At 58.0% G+C, this 16,149-nt stretch carries 15 protein-coding genes and 1 pseudogene; 7 read left to right on the top strand and 9 right to left on the bottom strand.

Translation table 11 applies throughout. The features are described 5' to 3' along the window. Positions 1-137: 137 nt before the first annotated feature. The 3 genes from C4J87_RS07950 to C4J87_RS07960 all read left to right on the top strand — a co-directional run bounded on the left by C4J87_RS07950 (position 138) and on the right by C4J87_RS07960 (position 2,110). Entirely contained in the window at positions 138-416 is a 279-nt protein-coding gene (locus C4J87_RS07950; protein ID WP_003238638.1) for a hypothetical protein, read from the top strand. Between the two features lie 45 nt (positions 417-461). Further along, positions 462-1,223, top strand: a complete 762-nt coding sequence (locus C4J87_RS07955; RefSeq protein ID WP_124366353.1) for a CHAD domain-containing protein — start codon at positions 462-464, stop codon at positions 1,221-1,223. An 89-nt stretch (positions 1,224-1,312) separates the two neighbouring features. After that, the gene (locus tag C4J87_RS07960) at positions 1,313-2,110 is read left to right on the top strand and encodes an acyl-CoA thioesterase II (RefSeq protein WP_124366354.1); all 798 of its coding nucleotides are present in this window, start codon (positions 1,313-1,315) and stop codon (positions 2,108-2,110) included. Positions 2,111-2,113: 3 nt separating this feature from the next. Here C4J87_RS07960 and C4J87_RS07965 read toward each other — a convergent pair whose 3' ends face one another. From C4J87_RS07965 to C4J87_RS07975, 3 genes are all read right to left on the bottom strand, one after another. After that, positions 2,114-2,476 (bottom strand): Mpo1-like protein, encoded by a 363-nt coding sequence (locus tag C4J87_RS07965; protein WP_124366355.1) that lies wholly within the window; start codon positions 2,474-2,476, stop codon positions 2,114-2,116. 128 nt (positions 2,477-2,604) lie between these two features. Further along, complete coding sequence (locus C4J87_RS07970) at positions 2,605-3,009, bottom strand: Imm50 family immunity protein (RefSeq protein ID WP_124366356.1); 405 nt, start codon at positions 3,007-3,009, stop codon at positions 2,605-2,607. Next, a complete protein-coding gene (locus C4J87_RS07975; RefSeq protein WP_256679996.1) occupies positions 3,006-3,251 on the bottom strand; it encodes an HNH/endonuclease VII fold putative polymorphic toxin in 246 nt (81 codons plus the stop codon). The genes C4J87_RS07970 and C4J87_RS07975 overlap by 4 nt, the downstream gene beginning before the upstream one ends. Here C4J87_RS07975 and C4J87_RS07980 point away from each other — a divergent pair. Further along, positions 3,251-3,334 (top strand): annotated as a pseudogene (locus tag C4J87_RS07980) (thioesterase family protein); the annotation flags it as partial. The gene C4J87_RS07975 and the pseudogene C4J87_RS07980 overlap by 1 nt on opposite strands. Positions 3,335-3,344: 10 nt before the next feature. Here the strand turns inward: C4J87_RS07980 and C4J87_RS07985 are convergent. The 5 genes from C4J87_RS07985 to C4J87_RS08005 form a co-directional block, all read right to left on the bottom strand. Next, positions 3,345-3,770 (bottom strand): Imm50 family immunity protein, encoded by a 426-nt coding sequence (locus tag C4J87_RS07985; protein WP_124366358.1) that lies wholly within the window; start codon positions 3,768-3,770, stop codon positions 3,345-3,347. An 86-nt stretch (positions 3,771-3,856) separates the two neighbouring features. Beyond that, positions 3,857-4,264 (bottom strand): hypothetical protein, encoded by a 408-nt coding sequence (locus tag C4J87_RS07990; protein ID WP_124366359.1) that lies wholly within the window; start codon positions 4,262-4,264, stop codon positions 3,857-3,859. Further along, positions 4,261-9,036: an RHS repeat-associated core domain-containing protein gene (locus C4J87_RS07995; RefSeq protein WP_372238436.1), complete on the bottom strand. Its 4,776-nt coding sequence runs from the start codon at positions 9,034-9,036 to the stop codon at positions 4,261-4,263. The genes C4J87_RS07990 and C4J87_RS07995 overlap by 4 nt, the downstream gene beginning before the upstream one ends. Before the next feature lie 198 nt (positions 9,037-9,234). Beyond that, positions 9,235-10,716, bottom strand: a complete 1,482-nt coding sequence (locus tag C4J87_RS08000; protein WP_124366360.1) for a methyl-accepting chemotaxis protein — start codon at positions 10,714-10,716, stop codon at positions 9,235-9,237. 96 nt (positions 10,717-10,812) lie between these two features. Then, the gene (locus C4J87_RS08005) at positions 10,813-11,619 is read right to left on the bottom strand and encodes a TatD family hydrolase (RefSeq protein WP_124366361.1); all 807 of its coding nucleotides are present in this window, start codon (positions 11,617-11,619) and stop codon (positions 10,813-10,815) included. A 235-nt stretch (positions 11,620-11,854) separates the two neighbouring features. Between C4J87_RS08005 and C4J87_RS08010 the strand changes: the two genes are divergently transcribed. The 3 genes from C4J87_RS08010 (at position 11,855) to C4J87_RS08020 (ending at position 14,380) form a co-directional block, all read left to right on the top strand. After that, positions 11,855-13,276 (top strand): transglycosylase SLT domain-containing protein, encoded by a 1,422-nt coding sequence (locus tag C4J87_RS08010; RefSeq protein WP_124366362.1) that lies wholly within the window; start codon positions 11,855-11,857, stop codon positions 13,274-13,276. A 103-nt stretch (positions 13,277-13,379) separates the two neighbouring features. After that, positions 13,380-13,814, top strand: coding sequence for a DoxX family protein (locus C4J87_RS08015; RefSeq protein ID WP_124357637.1), 435 nt, complete (start codon positions 13,380-13,382; stop codon positions 13,812-13,814). Positions 13,815-14,071: 257 nt separating this feature from the next. Beyond that, positions 14,072-14,380 (top strand): class I SAM-dependent methyltransferase, encoded by a 309-nt coding sequence (locus C4J87_RS08020; RefSeq protein WP_124366363.1) that lies wholly within the window; start codon positions 14,072-14,074, stop codon positions 14,378-14,380. Positions 14,381-14,397: 17 nt separating this feature from the next. On the opposite strand, the gene C4J87_RS08025 is transcribed toward C4J87_RS08020, so the two are convergent. Further along, positions 14,398-16,137 (bottom strand): Gldg family protein, encoded by a 1,740-nt coding sequence (locus tag C4J87_RS08025; protein ID WP_124366364.1) that lies wholly within the window; start codon positions 16,135-16,137, stop codon positions 14,398-14,400. Between the last annotated feature and the right edge of the window lie 12 nt (positions 16,138-16,149).

Raw genomic sequence — 16,149 nt, forward strand, 5'->3', positions numbered from 1 at the left:
TTTTTCCAGAATCGCGTCTAGGCTCGGGTATGCTCTGGCAATGGGTACTACTGATTTCAGGCTAAGGACAAGGCACTTTTCCCTGTAGGCAACGTCTACAGGCTACGACAGATTTTGTATATTTTGAGGTGTCATCGATGAAAGCCTGGATGTGTGTTCCCGTGATCCTGTTGGCCTTGGCGGGCTGTGCCGGGAAAACCGCGTATCGCGACAGCTGCGGGTCGCAGTTGGATGCGGCCTGGAAAGAACTGGACCTGGCCAAGGCCGAGGGCTTCGCGGGCACCGTCAGCTACTCCAAGGCTTTGTCGTTGTTGACCGGGGCCAAGACCCAACAGCAATTCGAAGCGTTCGAAGGGTGCTCCAACAAGGCCGAGAAAGCGCGCTTCTATATCCGTGAGTCACGCGCCGGGCGTTGATTCGCTAGCCGCGAGTAGGCTGTTTCATCACACAGGGAGGGCAGGATGTCAGCGCTGGTCAATCAGTTGGTCGCTCAGGTCATCGGCCTGGAAGTAGGGTTACTGAGCTGTCAGGCGCGTCTTGCCGCCGTCACCGATGATGAAGCCTTGCATGATCTGCGCACTACCGTGCGCCGCATGCGCAGCCTGTTGCGCCCCTTGCGCGGGTTACCGGGTGTCGAACAGCTTGAATCGGCCGCCCGCGCGGTCGGCCAGTTGACCACACCGTTGCGTGACCGTGAGGTGCTGACGGCGTACTTGCAGCAGCAAGGTCATTATGAGGCGGCTGAGCGGCGTCTGCGTCTGCAGCCTGAGGCCTATCGCCAGGTGGCGCAGAGCTCGCAACTCGCACACCTGTTGCAGATCCTCGATGCGTTTCCACGGTTTATCCGCGCTTCCCAACGGCAGAAATTGCTCAAGGGCCTGCGCTCGCGCATCCAGAAACGCCTGACCAAGCAATGGAACGCACTCGACCACGCGCTGAAAGACCCCGAGCATGATCGCCACCGTTTGCGCCTGTTGATCAAACGCGTGCGCTACGCCGCCGAGGCGTATCCCGAGCTGGATAAATTGCCCGCCAAGGCCCTGTCCGGTCTGAAAAAAGCCCAGGGCGCCCTGGGTGACTGGCACGACTGCTGGCAGTGGTTGATGCTGGCCGAGCATCAGGCCGATCTTGAGCCCTTCGTCGCCACCTGGCGTCAAACCATGGCCAAGGCCGAGCGGCAGGCGGACCGGGTTCTGGATAAGCTCAGCGCCGATTGTTTCTGAACCGGTCCGGTTTTTGGCCGGAATAGGCGCTGTACCTGCGGTGCTTGCTGGTTAAGATCTCTCATTGATTTTCTGGATTCGAGGTCGCCATGCGCTTTAGTGATTTGCTCGACGCTGCCCGTCAAAACCCACAGGATGTCACCATTCCTGCCGAATGGGCCCAAGGTCGCGCCACCTTTGGTGGCCTGGTCGCCGCGTTGCAATACGAAGCCTTGCGCGCCCACGTGCCGGCAGACCGGCCGCTGCGCTCCCTGGCGATCACTTTCGTTGGCCCGGTCGCGCCGGATGTACCCGCTAGCTATCAGGTTGAAGTGCTGCGCGAAGGCAAGGCTGTCAGCCAATTGCTGGGCCGTGTGGTGCAGAACGGTGAAGTGGCGACCTTGGTCCAGGCCAGTTTCGGTGCGCCCCGCACCTCGGAAATTGACGTCGCGAGCGAGCCGCCACCCGTGTTCAAACATTGGGATGAATGCCAGGAGCTGCCCTATATCAAGGGCGTCACCCCTGAATTCATGCGGCATCTGGCAATGCGCTGGAGCGTCGGCGGCCTGCCGTTTACCGGCAATAAATCCCGCGACATGGGCGGTTGGGTACGGTTGCGTGGGGACGTGAAAGAAGAGCCCCTGACCGAGGCGCACATCCTCGCACTGGTCGACGCCTGGCCCCCGGCGTTACTTCCGCATTTGAAGAAACCGGCGCCGGGCAGCACCCTGACCTGGACCATCGAATTCATCCAGCCCCTGCAGCAATTGACCACCCTCGACTGGTGCCAATACCACGTCAACATCGAACACGCCCGCGACGGCTACGGCCATGCCGCCGCCGCGCTCTGGAGCCCGACCGGCGAGTTGATCGCCCTCAGTCGCCAGACCGTGGTGGTCTTCGCCTGACCCTCAATGCCGGTGACGCTGGCGCCACGCCCGCCACCAGCCGCCGCTGAGCACAAAGCGCGGAAACGTCACGAACTGCTCGACCACCAGGCGCTGCACCGCGTCTTTACGGTCGCTGAACGGCTCACTCGCCTGGGCTTCCAGGCTGTGGCCGTGACGCTGCAGCGCCAGGCCCGCCAAAATGCCGATCACGCCTACGGCAAAACTGACCAGGCTCAGGCTGAACACACCGGAAACGATCAACAGAAAGCCGATGATGAACAGCGGCACGGCAATCAGGTGCAAAGCCAGATTGGTCGGGTGTTGATGGTTTTGTGGGTAATTACGCCATTGCCAGGCGGGGAGATTGGGGTGACGTTTGCCCATGGTGGTGAATCCTCTGTCCGTTTAAACAACTTGGATAAAGTGTAGGTTGGGAGAGCTAGGGCGGCGAATTGTGGTTGGCTATGGGAGCTATAGAGCCCTCAACAAAGTCATGCATATATCTTCCGAATTTAATAGCATGCTGAGTCTGGATCGTTGAAGTAAACGGACGGTCCGCATAGCGAAATATATTTGGCTTTGAATTCGATTAATGACGTATTGGACTCTGCCCGCAATTCATAAAATTTTTCGTGCTTGCGTATTACCATTTTTAACGGTTCTCCAGTAGGCACGTTGCTGATCTTAACGTCGCTCAGCCCTCCGCAGTCCAGACCTATTCTGCAGGAATTGAATCCTTCCTTGAGCCATTTGTCCGGAGGGGAATCTGGGAGCTCTGGTATATCAAACCCTAAACCGATATTGGGTCTGTCATTGTCAATCGTTACATTGAAAAGGGTTATTTCGCCTATCTCTATTAGTTGGGTGAACACCTTATTAAAAAATATAGTATTTTCCAGGTTGTTCCAGTATTTCATTTTTTTTCCTTGAAATAATAGTGAGCTTTTGCGCCTTTTAGTTTTCCATTCCTCGGGCTGTGTTTTGGCCTTAGGTTAAAGTGTGCCGCTTGATCTCCCTTTCCGCCAGGCGCTGAAAATTTATGCCCAGCACCGTGATCTTGAATTAGAACCTTGGAGCCGTCAGCACGGGTAAATTCATACTCACGAGTCATTACCCGATGACCCCGCGCGTCCAAGATTTCATTCTTGTGCTGGTCCATCATTGGAGCTCATCCAGCCGCTGCAGCACCTGACCACTCTCGACTGGTGCCAATACCACGTCAATATCGAACATGCCCGCGACTGAGCGTCACCTATGACCAGGTATCTGACCAATCGTGGTCGCCCGGTTCCGGACAGTTCATATACACGGACGGACCGGCTAAAAATAACCACTTGGCCTTAAATTCAATAGAGGCATTTTTCGACTTGGCGGTAAATAAAAAGCCATTATTGTCTTGCTCTATTTTAGCAGTGAAAACTTTTCTCTTCGGAAGGTTTGCTATTTTTAAATCGCTTACTTCCAAACATTTGAGGCCGATTCTGCATGTGTTATAGCTTTTGTTTTTCCATTTTTCAGGTAAGCGATCAGGAAATTCTGGTATGTCAAAACCAATCCCCACGTCAGGTCGATCGTTTTCTATGTTTACTGCATGTATATAAATTTTGCCAATTTCAACTGGGTAACTAAATACTTTGTTGAAAAAGATAGTGTCATCAAGGTTATTCCAGTGTTTCATTTTTTGTTCCTGAATGGCCAATGGTCTTTTGTGCCCGGGAGCCCAGCCAGCAGGCGCTGGCCTATTCGGGTCAGCTCTTACTTGGCCTAGGGCTCGCTTCGTTCGGCACCTATAGATGCTATCCATTTTTTGTAGAAGCGATGCTGTTGATGTGGATCATTCGTCAGATTTTGATCTTCAAAATCAAATATGTGAACCAAGTCTTCTCGTGTTGTACGTTTTCCAAGGGTCAATTCATAGGCGACCATCCCGCCACTCATTTGTGAGGACATGCTTGAGGGTCGGACATTTATTTTCGCGCCTTTACAAAGAAACTGTATGTGTGGGAAGTCAGTCATGACTTTTCCTAAACATATATAAATATCCTCTGCCGTATACACTTTTCCAAAGTTATCTGCTTCGGAGAACATTAATTTTGTATGGGCTGAGTCGTACTTAAAAGTAACGTACTTTTCTACATTGTCTATTATGGCTTTGATTTTTTTTGTTTTCATTTGATCTCCCTGTTTGGATTCGGAATTGAATAGCCTACGTAGCTACCATCACGCTTAACTGGAGTTACCCCTAAAATGTCTGCTGTATTGATTTTACTTTGTATAGCGATTTCTGCCTCGCTGTCAAAAGGAGCCAATTTCCCAAGCTCTTTGTTGACGTCGCGTCCGGGGATTTTCCGCAAAGCGTAGAGAAATCCTTTTCGAGTTCCGTATCTAGTCGCAAAATCGATTCCTATGAGCGTCGATGGAGAAGTACTGATAAAGTTACTTGGTGGGTTGTTACTATCCAAAGCGTGCAAATACAAGTCATTGCTTTCGCCTTTGCTTTTGAAACCATTTTTAAATACATGGTCTGGCGTCTTGTCATCACCCCGATAAAGGTATTTTCCGCCGCTATTGATTGGCTGCTTAGGATCCCCTTTAACTGGAGGCGTAACTGTTGCAGGGTCCTTTACCTCAGACCTCGATCGGCAGCCATCACCTCCTGGGCAATTATTTAATCCTAGCGGGTCTACCCAGCCTGTCGGATTGGGCACGTACTGGTATGCATTGATCCCACCCGCCAGCCTCACCGGGTCAGGCGTCAGGTAACGACCAATATCCGGATTGTAGTAGCGATGGCGGTTGTAGTGGAGGCCGCTTTCCTGATCGAAGTATTGGCCTTGAAAGCGCAGCGGGTTGTCGACTTTGCCTACGTCGAGACGGCTGATTTCTCCGTAGGCGCGGTAGTGGGCGGACCAGACGATTTCGCCTTCGGGCGTGGTGAGTTCTTGCGGTGTGCCGAGGTGGTCGAGTTGGTAGTGGTAGGGCTTGGTTTCTTGTGGGCCGAAGCCTTCCAGCAGTGCTAATGGGCGGAAGCTGTCGGGTTCGTAGAGGTAGCTGCGATGACGATCTGCATGGTGTTCGGCGATCAGCTTGTCGCCTTGCCAGAAGAACTCTGTGGTGATTCCATCCACGGTTTTGCTGATGCGCCGCCCAAACGGATCGTAGCGATAACTGGCGGTTTGGCCGTTGGGCTTGGTGATGCCGATCAGCCGGTGCTGACAGTCGTAGCGGTACTCGGTAACGAGTGAATGACCCTTGCCACGTCGCTCGCGTATCAGGTTGCCGAAGGCGTCATAGTCGTAATGGTGATCGCCTTGGATCATCAGCCGATTACCCGCAACGATGTCCGGGCCCGGCCTGTCTTGCATGAGCAGGTTGCCGGCAGGGTTGTGGCCGAAACGTTCTTGTATGTCTTGCGAGTGATCGGCGCGGGTCAGGCGGTGGAGTGGGTCGTAGTGGTAAAGGTGTTCGCCTTTGCGGGTGTCGTGCAGGCGGGTGAGGTTGCCGGTTTTGTCGTAGTCGTAGTGGCGTTGGTAGAGGTGGTTTTCCTGCTGCGTGACGGCGTGGGTATGTAGCCGGTTTTGGTCGTCGTAGTGGTAGTGGCTGAGGAGTTGGCCTTGTTGGCGCTGGTGTTCGCGGCCTGCTTTGAACAGGTGGGAAGTCAGCAGCGCACCGTTCAGTTCGACGGTGGCGAGATGCCCGCCTTTGTCGTGGTTGAAGGTGAGGCGGTTGTTGTCCGGCAGGCGCAGGTTTTTTAACTGGCCGCAGGCGTCGTAGCCATAGCGCAACGTGCCCCAGCCTTGGTGTTCGGCGGTGAGGCGGTTTTGGCGGTCGTATTCGTAGGCCAGAAACCAGTGGCCGTCGTCGACGCTGAGGAGGTTGCCTTGGCGGTCGTAGGCATAGTCGACAACGCTGCCGTCGGGCAGGGTTTTTCTTACGAGGCGGCCGGCATGGTCGCGCTGGTATTGAGTGACAAGCTGACTGCCATCGTCGCCGTATTCGGTTTTCTCCAACAGGTTGCCGTTGAGGTCGTAGGCATACGCAGTGCGTTGGCCGTCGAAGCCGGTTTCCTGTTGGATCAGGCCGTTGGGGTGGTAGTCGAGTTGGTAGGTTTCGCCGACTTCGTTTTCGATGGCGGTGAGCAGTAAGCGAGCGTTGTCGTAGCGGTACTTGACCTGGGTACCGTCGGCATTGATGCGGCGGCTGATCAGGTGCAGGCCGTCGGCGTATTCGTAGCGGGTGACGTGGCCGAGTTCGTCGCGCTCGGCGATGATTTTTCCGTAGGGGTTGTAGCTGAATTCTCGTGTGGCACCGTCCGGCAGTACCAAGCGAGCTAACCGGCCTACGGCGTCCCATTGATACTGGGTCAGCGCGCCCTGTTCATCCTCACGCGCAACCTGCCGGCCCAGGTCGTCATAGCGATAGCGCTTGATCCCGCCATTGGGCAATTGCTCTTCAACAAGCTGCCCGCGCTCATTCCACACCAAGCGATGGCAGCTGTTGTCGGGGTACCAAACCCCGGTCAGTTGTCCCTGTTTGTCGTAGCTGTAGTCGGTCGCGTTGCCATCCGGATCGATCTGGCGAATGACATCTCCCTGGTCATTACGCTCGTATTTCCAGACCGCCTCACCACGTCTTACAACCCGTACGAAACCGTTGTCATGCTCGTAGGATGTTGGCTCGTCATCCCCCGGAAACAGCGCGACCAAGCGTCCGGCTTCGTCGTATTGATAGGCCGTCACCGCACCCAGCGGGTCCTGCTCGACGGTCAGACGGCCCTTGTCATCGTAGGATTTGAAATGCTGGGCGCCGTCGGGATCGATGCGCTGTACCAATCGCGCCCGCTGGTCATGTACGTAAACTTCCTGGCTGCCGTCGGCGTTGTGCACGGTGACTCGACCGTCATCGCCCCAGGCATACCGTGTGTCCATCTGCGAGAAACTGGCCCAATGGCGGACACAGCGCGCCGCCTTGCCAACGCGCTCCCATTCCCAAAAGAAACGCGCCCCACCGGCCAACTGCCGTTCAAGAATGACGTGCTGCTCGTCGTACCGATAAACTTCGCTTTCACCGACAGCATTGGTCGCTGAAACCAGTCGTCCGGCGCCGTCATAGGCGTAGGCAACGACGTTCTGCTCGGTCACCCAAACAAAGGGTTCATGCCCCGTGGCGCGATGAATCTGGTAGTCCACCGCCACGATGCGGTCGAATTCATAACGCAACAAAAGCGAACGGCCCACACCGTTATCCAACCGCTCGATCCGCCCCAACCGATCCCGGACAACCAACAGCCGGTTGTCATACGCATCGCTGATCGCCGTCAGCCCACCGTCGCGAAAGTGGTAGAACCGCGACCCCTGGGCCAGCACCAGTTCATCAGGCAACGACCCCAAGTAAATCGCCGCTTCCGCCAGGCTGTTGGTAATCGCCGGCCGAGCAGTCGTCGGCAAGGGCAGGGTGGTCGAGCGATTCTCATGGTCCGTCCACACCACCGAATCGCCTGACACCACAAGCCGCTGCGCCAGCGCATGACTCCAACCAAACCCCAGCCCACAATCCACTTCCACCGCACTGCTGCGATACAAGCGCGTCCACTCGAACGGCAAGACCCCATCCAGCGTGCCATCGGTGAGCGTCAGCAGTTCCTCGCCGGTAACCATCGACACCGGGCAGCCGTGGGTGACGGTCTTTTCCGCCGGAGCCGCCGCATCGCCCTTCGGATTCGACGCAACAGCAGGCACATCATCCACATGCTCCTGCCGCACCAACGCCGTACGCTGGGTCTTGCTGCGCACCGCCGGCATCGCGTTCGAAACCAGCGTGTCACCCGCCTTCAACGGCGCCACCGGCACTGCCTTGACCGGCGTCGCCGCGCTGCTCAGCAACAACGGCTTGGCCGCCTCCACATGGGTTTCCAACCCAGGCCCTACGACCTGCTTGGCCAAAAGCTCCAACAACGCCCGCGCCCGCCCGGATTTGACCTGGCTGAGTACCTGAGCCCCCAACCGAAGCTGGATCCCAATTCCCCGCGTCGCCCATATCAGCAACAGATTGATCAACACTTCGCCGGTAATCTCACCCAGCAGTTCATACATCTCGGGCGGTGGCAGCATGCGCATCCAGGCCACCGCCGCCGAGAGATAAATGAATAACAGCGGCTCATCACTGAGCACCAGCAAACCCTGGGCGAGCGTGTCTTTACCCAGCTTGAGTAACTGATCCAGTTCGGCTTGGGAGATGTACTTCAACAACCGTTCGCTGTTGGACTTGAGGTTCGCCAGCAGGTCGTACAGCTCGGTAATGTTGTCCCACAGGTTGTAAAAGGCCTTGCCAATCCCGGTTGCAAAGGCCGCTCCCTGTTTCGCGCTGCGCGTGAAGGGCGGGGCGTTTGCAAAGTCGGCCCACTGAAGCTTGAAGCGCTCGTTCCATTGCTGGCGCAGGTCAGCTTCCAGCCCGGCGATCACCGACTGGTAGGACGCATACAGCGCCTTGACGTGATCCTTGGAAACGTTGGGGTAAAAGGTGACCTGGTACTGCTGGTCGCGAGTGCATTCTGGAACTTCAAGAATGCCGCTGGGGCCGATGGTTCGCTGCAGCGACGCGCCAATGGGAGTGCCGTCCTTGGCGATGGCTTGCAGCGTGACCGGCGTGTTGCCGATCGGCACGAACCGGGTGCTTTCGAACAGGTGCACCAGGGTCAGCCCACCCTGGGCTTTGCACATGGCGACGGTGCGACTGGGCATGTCGGAAGAGATCGGCGCAACCAGTGCGACGTCTTCCCCGACCTTGAACACCTGCTCCACTTCCAGTGCCGAGCCACTTAAAAAGCTGTCGGCCCAGTCGTCGAAGGTATTCAGGCAGTCGCGCAAATTCCGAAGAATGCTTTCAACATCTGGCGCTTCGGGGTCCATGGGGACCAGCACAAAGCTGGCAATCACCGGAATCAAAAGACGGCCCCGGCGACCTGGGCCCTAACGAAAAAAACCATCTGCACTCCCTCGCACTGTTTGATCAGGCGAGGGACTTTGCAGAGGTTCGTCGGTAAAAGAAGTCGGCGTTATTCGCGGGAGTGGCGAGGAAGTTTCGTCTTAATCTCAGGTAGGCTGTGGCTTGGTCGTAGGAATCGGATTACGGTCTGAACGGTCCTACAGTTTCAACTGCCCGATCGCCTTGCTCAACTCTCCCGCCAACGCCGCCAGTGTATGGCTGGTGGTCGCCGAATCCACGGTCTGCCGTACGGTGTTCTCGGTTACATCACGAATACTCACCACTGCGCGGTTCATCTCTTCGGCGACATGGCTTTGCTGTTCGGCGGCCACCGCGATCTGGGTATTGCTCTCGCGCATCTGCGCCACGGCGCCGGTGATGTCGGCGAGTGCGGCACCGGCTTCCTGGGCCTGCTTTACGCAGTCGTCAGCCTTGAACGAGCTTTCCTGCATGAAATCCACCGCGTCGCGGGTGCCGGCTTGCAGCGCCGAGACCATGCGGGTGATTTCGTCGGTGGAGCTTTGTACGCGCTTGGCCAGGTTGCGCACTTCGTCGGCGACCACCGCAAAGCCACGGCCCATTTCTCCGGCGCGGGCAGCTTCGATGGCGGCATTGAGGGCGAGCAGGTTGGTCTGTTCGGCGATGCTGTGGATCACCCCGACCACGCTGTTGATTTTCTGGCTGTCTTCGGCGAGTTTCTGGATCATCTCAGCGGTCTGTTGCACGCCGCTGGACAGCCCGGCAATCGAACGTTGCACGCGGGTGACCACTTCCTGGCCGCTGCCGGCGAGGGTGTCGGCGGTTTGCGAGAGGTCGCGGGTGGCACCGGCGTGCTGGGCAATGTGGTAGACGGTGGCGGTCATTTCGTTGATCGCCGTGGCGGCCTGGTCGGTCTCGCTTTGCTGGCCGAGCATGCCGCGCTGCACCTCGTTCATGCTGCTGGCCAGCCGCGCGGCGCCCTCGTCCAATTGTTTGGCAGTATGGGCGACGGTGTTGACCACCCGCTGGTAGCCGGCCTGCATGGCGTTGAAGGCGCTGGCCATCTGCCCGACTTCATCCTTGCAGGCCAGGGGCACGCGGGCGGACAAATCGCCGGTCTTCTCCACATGCAGCATCACGTCCTTGAGGGTGTTGAGCTGGCTGAGCAGGAAGCGGATCAGCAGTTGTGAGGCGCCAAGCATTGCGAGCATCAGGATCGCCACCGCCAGCGCATAGTTGACGAAACGTTCGCCGAACACCTGCCGCAGGCTTGGCGCGTAGGCGAGTACGGCGACCTGCTGTCCGTCGGCACGGCGGATGACCTCGGCGCCCAGCAGCGGATCGACGCCGAACAATGGCAGGTGACTGAGCTCGATCCAGCCGCTCGCGTCTTGCAAGGCTGACAGATTCTCGCCTGCACGTTGTGGGACTTGGCCGCGGGTGAAGGTCAGCCAGTTCTCGCCGGTGGGCAGTGGCTTGTCAGCCGGCCAGGCGTTGAGCAACTGCCCCTGGGCCTGGGCCGACACCTGGGACGCATGGCTGCGCGCCTGTTGTTCGAGCTGGACGGCATACAGCACCAGCAGCAGGGTAGTGATGAAGGCCACCGCGTTGACGGCCCAGAATTTGTATTTGAGCGAGATATTGCTAAGCCAGGCACCCATGGAAGGTTTTCTCTGATAGCGGAAACAGCATTGGCAAGGTGCCATTATTGTGCCGCTACTCAGGAAAGCGTTTTTGACATGGGTCAATGCGCCGCATCACTCCACGGCAGGCAGGCCGAAAAAGGCGCGGGCACAGGCGGTGCTGTGCGTAGCCAGCTCTTCCAACGTTTCATTGCGATGCAGGGCAACCTCGCGCAGCACGTCGGTGAGGAAGGCGGGTTCGTTGCGGCCGTTCTTCGGCTTCGGGCGCAGCGTGCGCGGCAGCAGGTAGGGCGCGTCACTTTCCAGCATCAGACGGCCACGGGGAATTTCCCTGACCAATGGGTGCAGATGCGTCCCACGGCGCTCGTCGCAGATCCAACCGGTGATGCCGATGTGCAGGTCAAGGTCGAGGTAGCTGAAGAGCGCCGCTTGTTCGCCAGTGAAGCAATGCACCACGGCGGCGGGCAAATGGTCACGGTAGTCCTTGAGAATCTCCAGCAGGCGTTGGTTGGCATCGCGCTCGTGAAGGAACACGGGAAGTTTCAGCTCGACGGCCAGGGCCAGGTGTTCCTCGAGGACTTTTTCCTGCTGCGGGCGCGGCGAAAAATCACGGTTGAAATCCAGTCCGCACTCGCCGACGGCGCGCACGCGTGTTTCGCCGAGCAAGTCGCGCAAACGTTGGGCGCTGTCGCGGTTCCAAGCGCTGGCGGAGTGGGGATGGATACCAGCGGTGCTGAACAGGCGTTGTGCGCTTTCATCGAGTTTTACGCACAGTTCCAGGGCCTGCTCGCTGCCTTCGACGCTGGTGCCGGTGAGCACCAATTGTTGCACGCCAGCGGCGTAGGCACGCTCGAGAACGGCCGAGTGCCTCTCGTCGAAACTGGGGTTGGTCAGGTTGACGCCGATATCAATGAGTTGCATGGTGCTATCTCCGCCTGCGGCCGGAAAGCATATCAGAGCTGTAGATTTATAAGAAAAACGAAGAACTACAACGCGTTATCGCTGTCTTTGAACGTCGCAAGCGACATTGTGCCGGGCCCGCTGCCTCTCACCGTGTCGCCGTTGCGCGCCTTGCCAGCGCTTAAAGCGCTCTGTTTCTGACGCCCAACACCTCGCATTCACGAAGGCGTTGGCCAGTATTCTTTCCGGAGAGCGGATGATCCGACCCTCGGCTTTGCTTTTAGTGTGCGTGACGTTGCTGCTGCCCATGGCGGCGGTCGCGCGTCTGGATGGGCCGCTGGAAGTGACAAAGCCCGGCAAGGTGCGTGACCTGGCAGACATTCGTTCCAGTCGCACCCTGCGTGTACTGGTCAACCAGAGCCGTAACAGCTCCGGTGAAGTGCAGGGCCAGGCCATCGGTGTCGAATACGATCGCCTGCGTGCGTTCGAGCAATACCTCAATGGCCATGCCCGTGATGGCCAGCAAATCAACCTCAAGATCATCCCCAAGGCCAAGGAGCAGTTGCTTGGCGCACTGGCCCGTGGCGAAGGCGACCTGGTTGCCCCTGGCGAATTGCTGGACGTGAAGGCCGCGCACAAGATCAGCGCCAGTGCCCCGATTGCCAGCGATGTGCCGTTGTGGCTGGTCGGCGTCAAGGGTGAACGCCGGTTTACCAGGTTGGAGCAGTTGTCGGGCCGTACCCTGACGCTGACCACCGGCAGCGCGGCGGCGGATGCGATCAGCCAGGTCAACCAGAAGCTGGCCCTGCACAAGCAGCCGCCGATCAAGGTGGAATGGGTCGACCCGAGCCTGGCGGTGGAAGACGTGCTGGAGATGGTGCAGGCCGGGATCTTTCACCTGACCATCGTGGAAAAGCCGATTGCCGAACGCTGGTCGAAAATCCTGCCCAAGTTGCGCTTTGACAAGCAGGTGGCCATCAGTGAGCCGGGTGACGAGTACTGGTTCGTGCGCCAGGATGCGTCGATGCTGCGGGCGAGCATCGATCGCTTCCTCAAGACCTATCACACCCCCTCCGACCAGGATGTGGCGTTCCAGCGTATCTATCGACGTCTCTATCAAGTGCGCAACCCGTTGGCCCGCGCCGATCGTCAACGCCTGGAGAAACTGCGCCCGATCCTGCAAAAGCATGCACGCGAGCAAGGCATGGACTGGTTGAACCTGGCTGCGCTGGCCTTCAAGGAGTCTGCGCTGGACCCTGGCGCACGCAACAGCGGTGGGCCTACCGGTTTGATGCAGATCACGCCTTCGGCGGCGCAGCGGGTGGGCGTCAACAATATCGAGAATCTGGACAGTAATGTGCAGGCGGGTGCGCGCTACCTGGCGATGATCCGGCGTAAGTTTTTCGCCAGCCCCAAGCTCAATGAGCGCGAGCGCATGGCCTTTGTGCTGGCGGCGTATAACATGGGGCCGGAGCGGGTGCAGGGCATGCGTACCGAAGCCAGGCGCCGGGGGCTCAACCCCAATCAGTGGTTTTTTCAGGTTGAACGCATTGCCATGGAGCAGGTGGGGATGGGCGGCGTCAGCTATGTTAATAGTGTCAACAAATACTACTTGGCGTTCGATCGGGAGCGGGAGTCCCTGGAGCCGCCAGCGCCGAAAGTTGCGTCTCGCAAATAATCGATTTTATCGATATTGATAAGGCAATTTTTCGGCTTTTATCATTGTTTAAACTGATTAATATAGCGGCCAACCAACCCCTACCTGAAAAAGGATTTATCCCATGAGCCCACTGATTACCCGCGTCCTGTCGACCCGTGCCGGCTACGGCCTGACTGTTCTGCGCATTTTCGTCGGCATTATCTTCGCTGCCCACGGCTCGCAAAAACTCTTCGGCTGGTTTGGCGGCGGTGGTCTGGCGGGAACCGCCCAGTGGATGGAGAGCATTGGCCTGGCGCCGGGCACGCTGATGGCCGTGCTGTCGGGTGGCACCGAGTTCTTTGCCGGCCTGGCGCTGATCATCGGCCTGCTTGCACGCCCAGCAGCATTGGGCCTGACCTTCCTGACCCTGGTGGCGATCTTTTCGGTGCACATTCATAACGGGCTGTTCATGGCAAACAATGGGTATGAATTCGCCCTGGCCCTGCTTGGCGGCTCGCTGGCGGTGCTGTTCGAAGGCGCCGGCAAACTGTCGGCCGACCGCGCCATCGCCAACTGAGCGTTTCGCACCTCATGAGAGGCCCGCCCTGTGCGGGCCTTTTTCGTTGCTCGGGATTCTTGACACTGCCCCGCCAGCTTCTCTAGGATGCTGCTCATGCGCCGATTTAAACAGCTAATTGCGGGGCGCCACTGGACTCGATGCAGTCCGACAGAACCATGCACTCGTCAGGAGGCACGGGTCGAAATACCGCTAAAGCGCTGGTTCGGTGTTGCCTCTCACCTGCCCGCAGACTTTTGAGGCAGAGACACGACACGATGAATGCACTACGCCCCCTGATACGCCTGGCCCCGATCACTGCGGACCTGACTCAACGCAACCCGAAAATCCTCCTGGGCGGCAAGCACCAGCCTACGCTGCTGCGTTACCTGGACGGCTGGCCACGTCGCACCGGGCGGCCTTCGGCGTTCTTGATCCAGTTCGTGGAAGATGGCGACTCCCTGGCCCGTTTTGCCAGTAACAGCTTTGACCTCGCGGTGATCCAGGCGCCGAGTGCGGACAACGCCGAAGAAGTGATCCGCCAACTGACGCGGATTGCCCGGCAAGGGCTGATTGCCCGTCGCTGATTACCAACCCCAAATGTTCAACTGAAGCCCGCGGGCGGCCATCGGCGTCGACACAGCCAGCGATAACGTACCCAGGCGATCAGGCATAACACCAGCGGTACCGTTACGATCATCAGCAGCTTCAGGTTCCGCTCGAAGCGGTGCAGCGGCGCGTACGCCTGAGTCTTGAGGGCATGAAGTTCCATGGGCAGGCGCAGGCGCTCTTTGTTGAGCGCTTGCAACTGGGTATTGGTGTCCACGGCCTGGGTGCCCAAGCGTGTGGCTTGTGGATTCAACCGCTGCCACGCTTGCTCGGTACGCTCAAGACGACGTTCCAGTTCTGCGGCCGTTTCCCGATAGGTCTGTGCGGCGGCTTCGCGCATGGGTTCCAGGGTACTGAGTGAATGCGAAGTGAGGCGCGGACGAATATTCGCCAGTTCTGCGGGAGCCGCCAGGTTATCCAGGGTATTCAATACGAACTGCACGTTGCTGTTGGCCGTTGTCTGGCTGACGGCGTCCGCGAGTAAATCGGTATCGGCAACCACCACCACCTCGATTCGGGCAGCCTTTTGTAAGCCTGGCGGCTGTCCCCTGAGACCGTCAGGAAATGCCGAGTAGGCCGGCCCCTCCAGGCGAGCGGCGATCACATGGCGCTGACCCGAGGTGGAAGCTTCGTCGATGAGTGAATCGAACGCCGTCGCTGAAGCGAAACGCCCGGCGTCCAGCAGCGCAGACTGCCGGGAGCTTTGCAGCAGCGGGGTGAACGTCATCCGGCTTTTTCGTGTGCGCAAGAGTGCGCCACTGCTTGATACGCTCAGGCTGTCGAGTTTCCAGGTGCTGATGTCGTGCGCGGTCATTGCCAGGCGTGGCAGTTTCAACCTGGCTGGGTGCAATACGGTAGGCATGCCTGGCCCGAGCGAGGCCGAGGAGGCGTAAAGACTGTCAACCAACAACTTGTTCGCGGGCATCCGTATGCCCCATGTGGTCAACAGGCCATCCAGCTCGGAGTCTACCGCTACGGTTTCAGCCCCCATCTCGCTCACCGGGTCGATGAAGACCATCAGCTTGCCGCCGCTTAAGGCAAATTGCTCGATGGCGTAAAGCGTTTGTTTGGCTAGCGCCCGTGGCTGTACCACCATCAAGCTACCTACAGATGGAGGCACCTGGGTAATGTTCGATGCCAACTCCACCAGGTTGAAATGCTCGCGCATTTGCTCCAAAAGGTGTCCGGCGGACTCATTCAACGGCAACCCGGACAGGAGGCCGACGCTGGGAGGCTGGGAGTGCATCAATTTATGGATCAACTGGCTGATTTGATACTCGAGCAACGGCTCGTCGTCGGGGTTGAACGCTTCGATACGTTGTGTGCCCTGGCCGGCACGCGTGCCTATAAGGCCGAGGTATCCCTGTGTGTCATCCAGGCCGAATAAGCTGGCTTTGTAGGCGTCTTCTGAAAAAGGAGTGGGGTCAATAACATGCAAATTGATCATGCCCTCGGCGGCTGCTTCGAATTCCTGAAGCAAGTCTTCTACGCGTTGGCCGAAGCGTTTCATAATGCGGCTTTTCTTCGGTGCAGTAAGCGAGTTGAAATAATACAAGTCCAGCGGGCTATCAAGTGTTGCGAGCAGTTGCCGCGTGGATGGCGATAAGGTGTGAATTTTCTGTTGTGAAAAGTCCCAGCGAATATCGGGTAGTTTGTTTATCCAGACCAGATTGAATGCCAGGAACAGTAATGATATGACGATCAATGTCATACCCGTACGAAGAGCGGATCGCATCAGCGACTTTCC

The organism is Pseudomonas sp. R1-43-08 (genome assembly GCF_003852255.1).
Lineage (GTDB): Bacteria > Pseudomonadota > Gammaproteobacteria > Pseudomonadales > Pseudomonadaceae > Aquipseudomonas.

What these genes read in the sequence shown, in the direction of transcription:
- C4J87_RS07950 (WP_003238638.1), top strand. Translation starts at nt 138, where the DNA reads ATGAAAGCCTGGATGTGTGTTCCCGTGATCCTGTTGGCCTTGGCGGGC.
- C4J87_RS07955 (WP_124366353.1), top strand. Translation starts at nt 462, where the DNA reads ATGTCAGCGCTGGTCAATCAGTTGGTCGCTCAGGTCATCGGCCTGGAA.
- C4J87_RS07960 (WP_124366354.1), top strand. Translation starts at nt 1,313, where the DNA reads ATGCGCTTTAGTGATTTGCTCGACGCTGCCCGTCAAAACCCACAGGAT.
- C4J87_RS07965 (WP_124366355.1), bottom strand. Translation starts at nt 2,476, where the DNA reads ATGGGCAAACGTCACCCCAATCTCCCCGCCTGGCAATGGCGTAATTAC.
- C4J87_RS07970 (WP_124366356.1), bottom strand. Translation starts at nt 3,009, where the DNA reads ATGAAATACTGGAACAACCTGGAAAATACTATATTTTTTAATAAGGTG.
- C4J87_RS07975 (WP_256679996.1), bottom strand. Translation starts at nt 3,251, where the DNA reads ATGGACCAGCACAAGAATGAAATCTTGGACGCGCGGGGTCATCGGGTA.
- C4J87_RS07985 (WP_124366358.1), bottom strand. Translation starts at nt 3,770, where the DNA reads ATGAAACACTGGAATAACCTTGATGACACTATCTTTTTCAACAAAGTA.
- C4J87_RS07990 (WP_124366359.1), bottom strand. Translation starts at nt 4,264, where the DNA reads ATGAAAACAAAAAAAATCAAAGCCATAATAGACAATGTAGAAAAGTAC.
- C4J87_RS08000 (WP_124366360.1), bottom strand. Translation starts at nt 10,716, where the DNA reads ATGGGTGCCTGGCTTAGCAATATCTCGCTCAAATACAAATTCTGGGCC.
- C4J87_RS08005 (WP_124366361.1), bottom strand. Translation starts at nt 11,619, where the DNA reads ATGCAACTCATTGATATCGGCGTCAACCTGACCAACCCCAGTTTCGAC.
- C4J87_RS08010 (WP_124366362.1), top strand. Translation starts at nt 11,855, where the DNA reads ATGATCCGACCCTCGGCTTTGCTTTTAGTGTGCGTGACGTTGCTGCTG.
- C4J87_RS08015 (WP_124357637.1), top strand. Translation starts at nt 13,380, where the DNA reads ATGAGCCCACTGATTACCCGCGTCCTGTCGACCCGTGCCGGCTACGGC.
- C4J87_RS08020 (WP_124366363.1), top strand. Translation starts at nt 14,072, where the DNA reads ATGAATGCACTACGCCCCCTGATACGCCTGGCCCCGATCACTGCGGAC.
- C4J87_RS08025 (WP_124366364.1), bottom strand. Translation starts at nt 16,137, where the DNA reads ATGCGATCCGCTCTTCGTACGGGTATGACATTGATCGTCATATCATTA.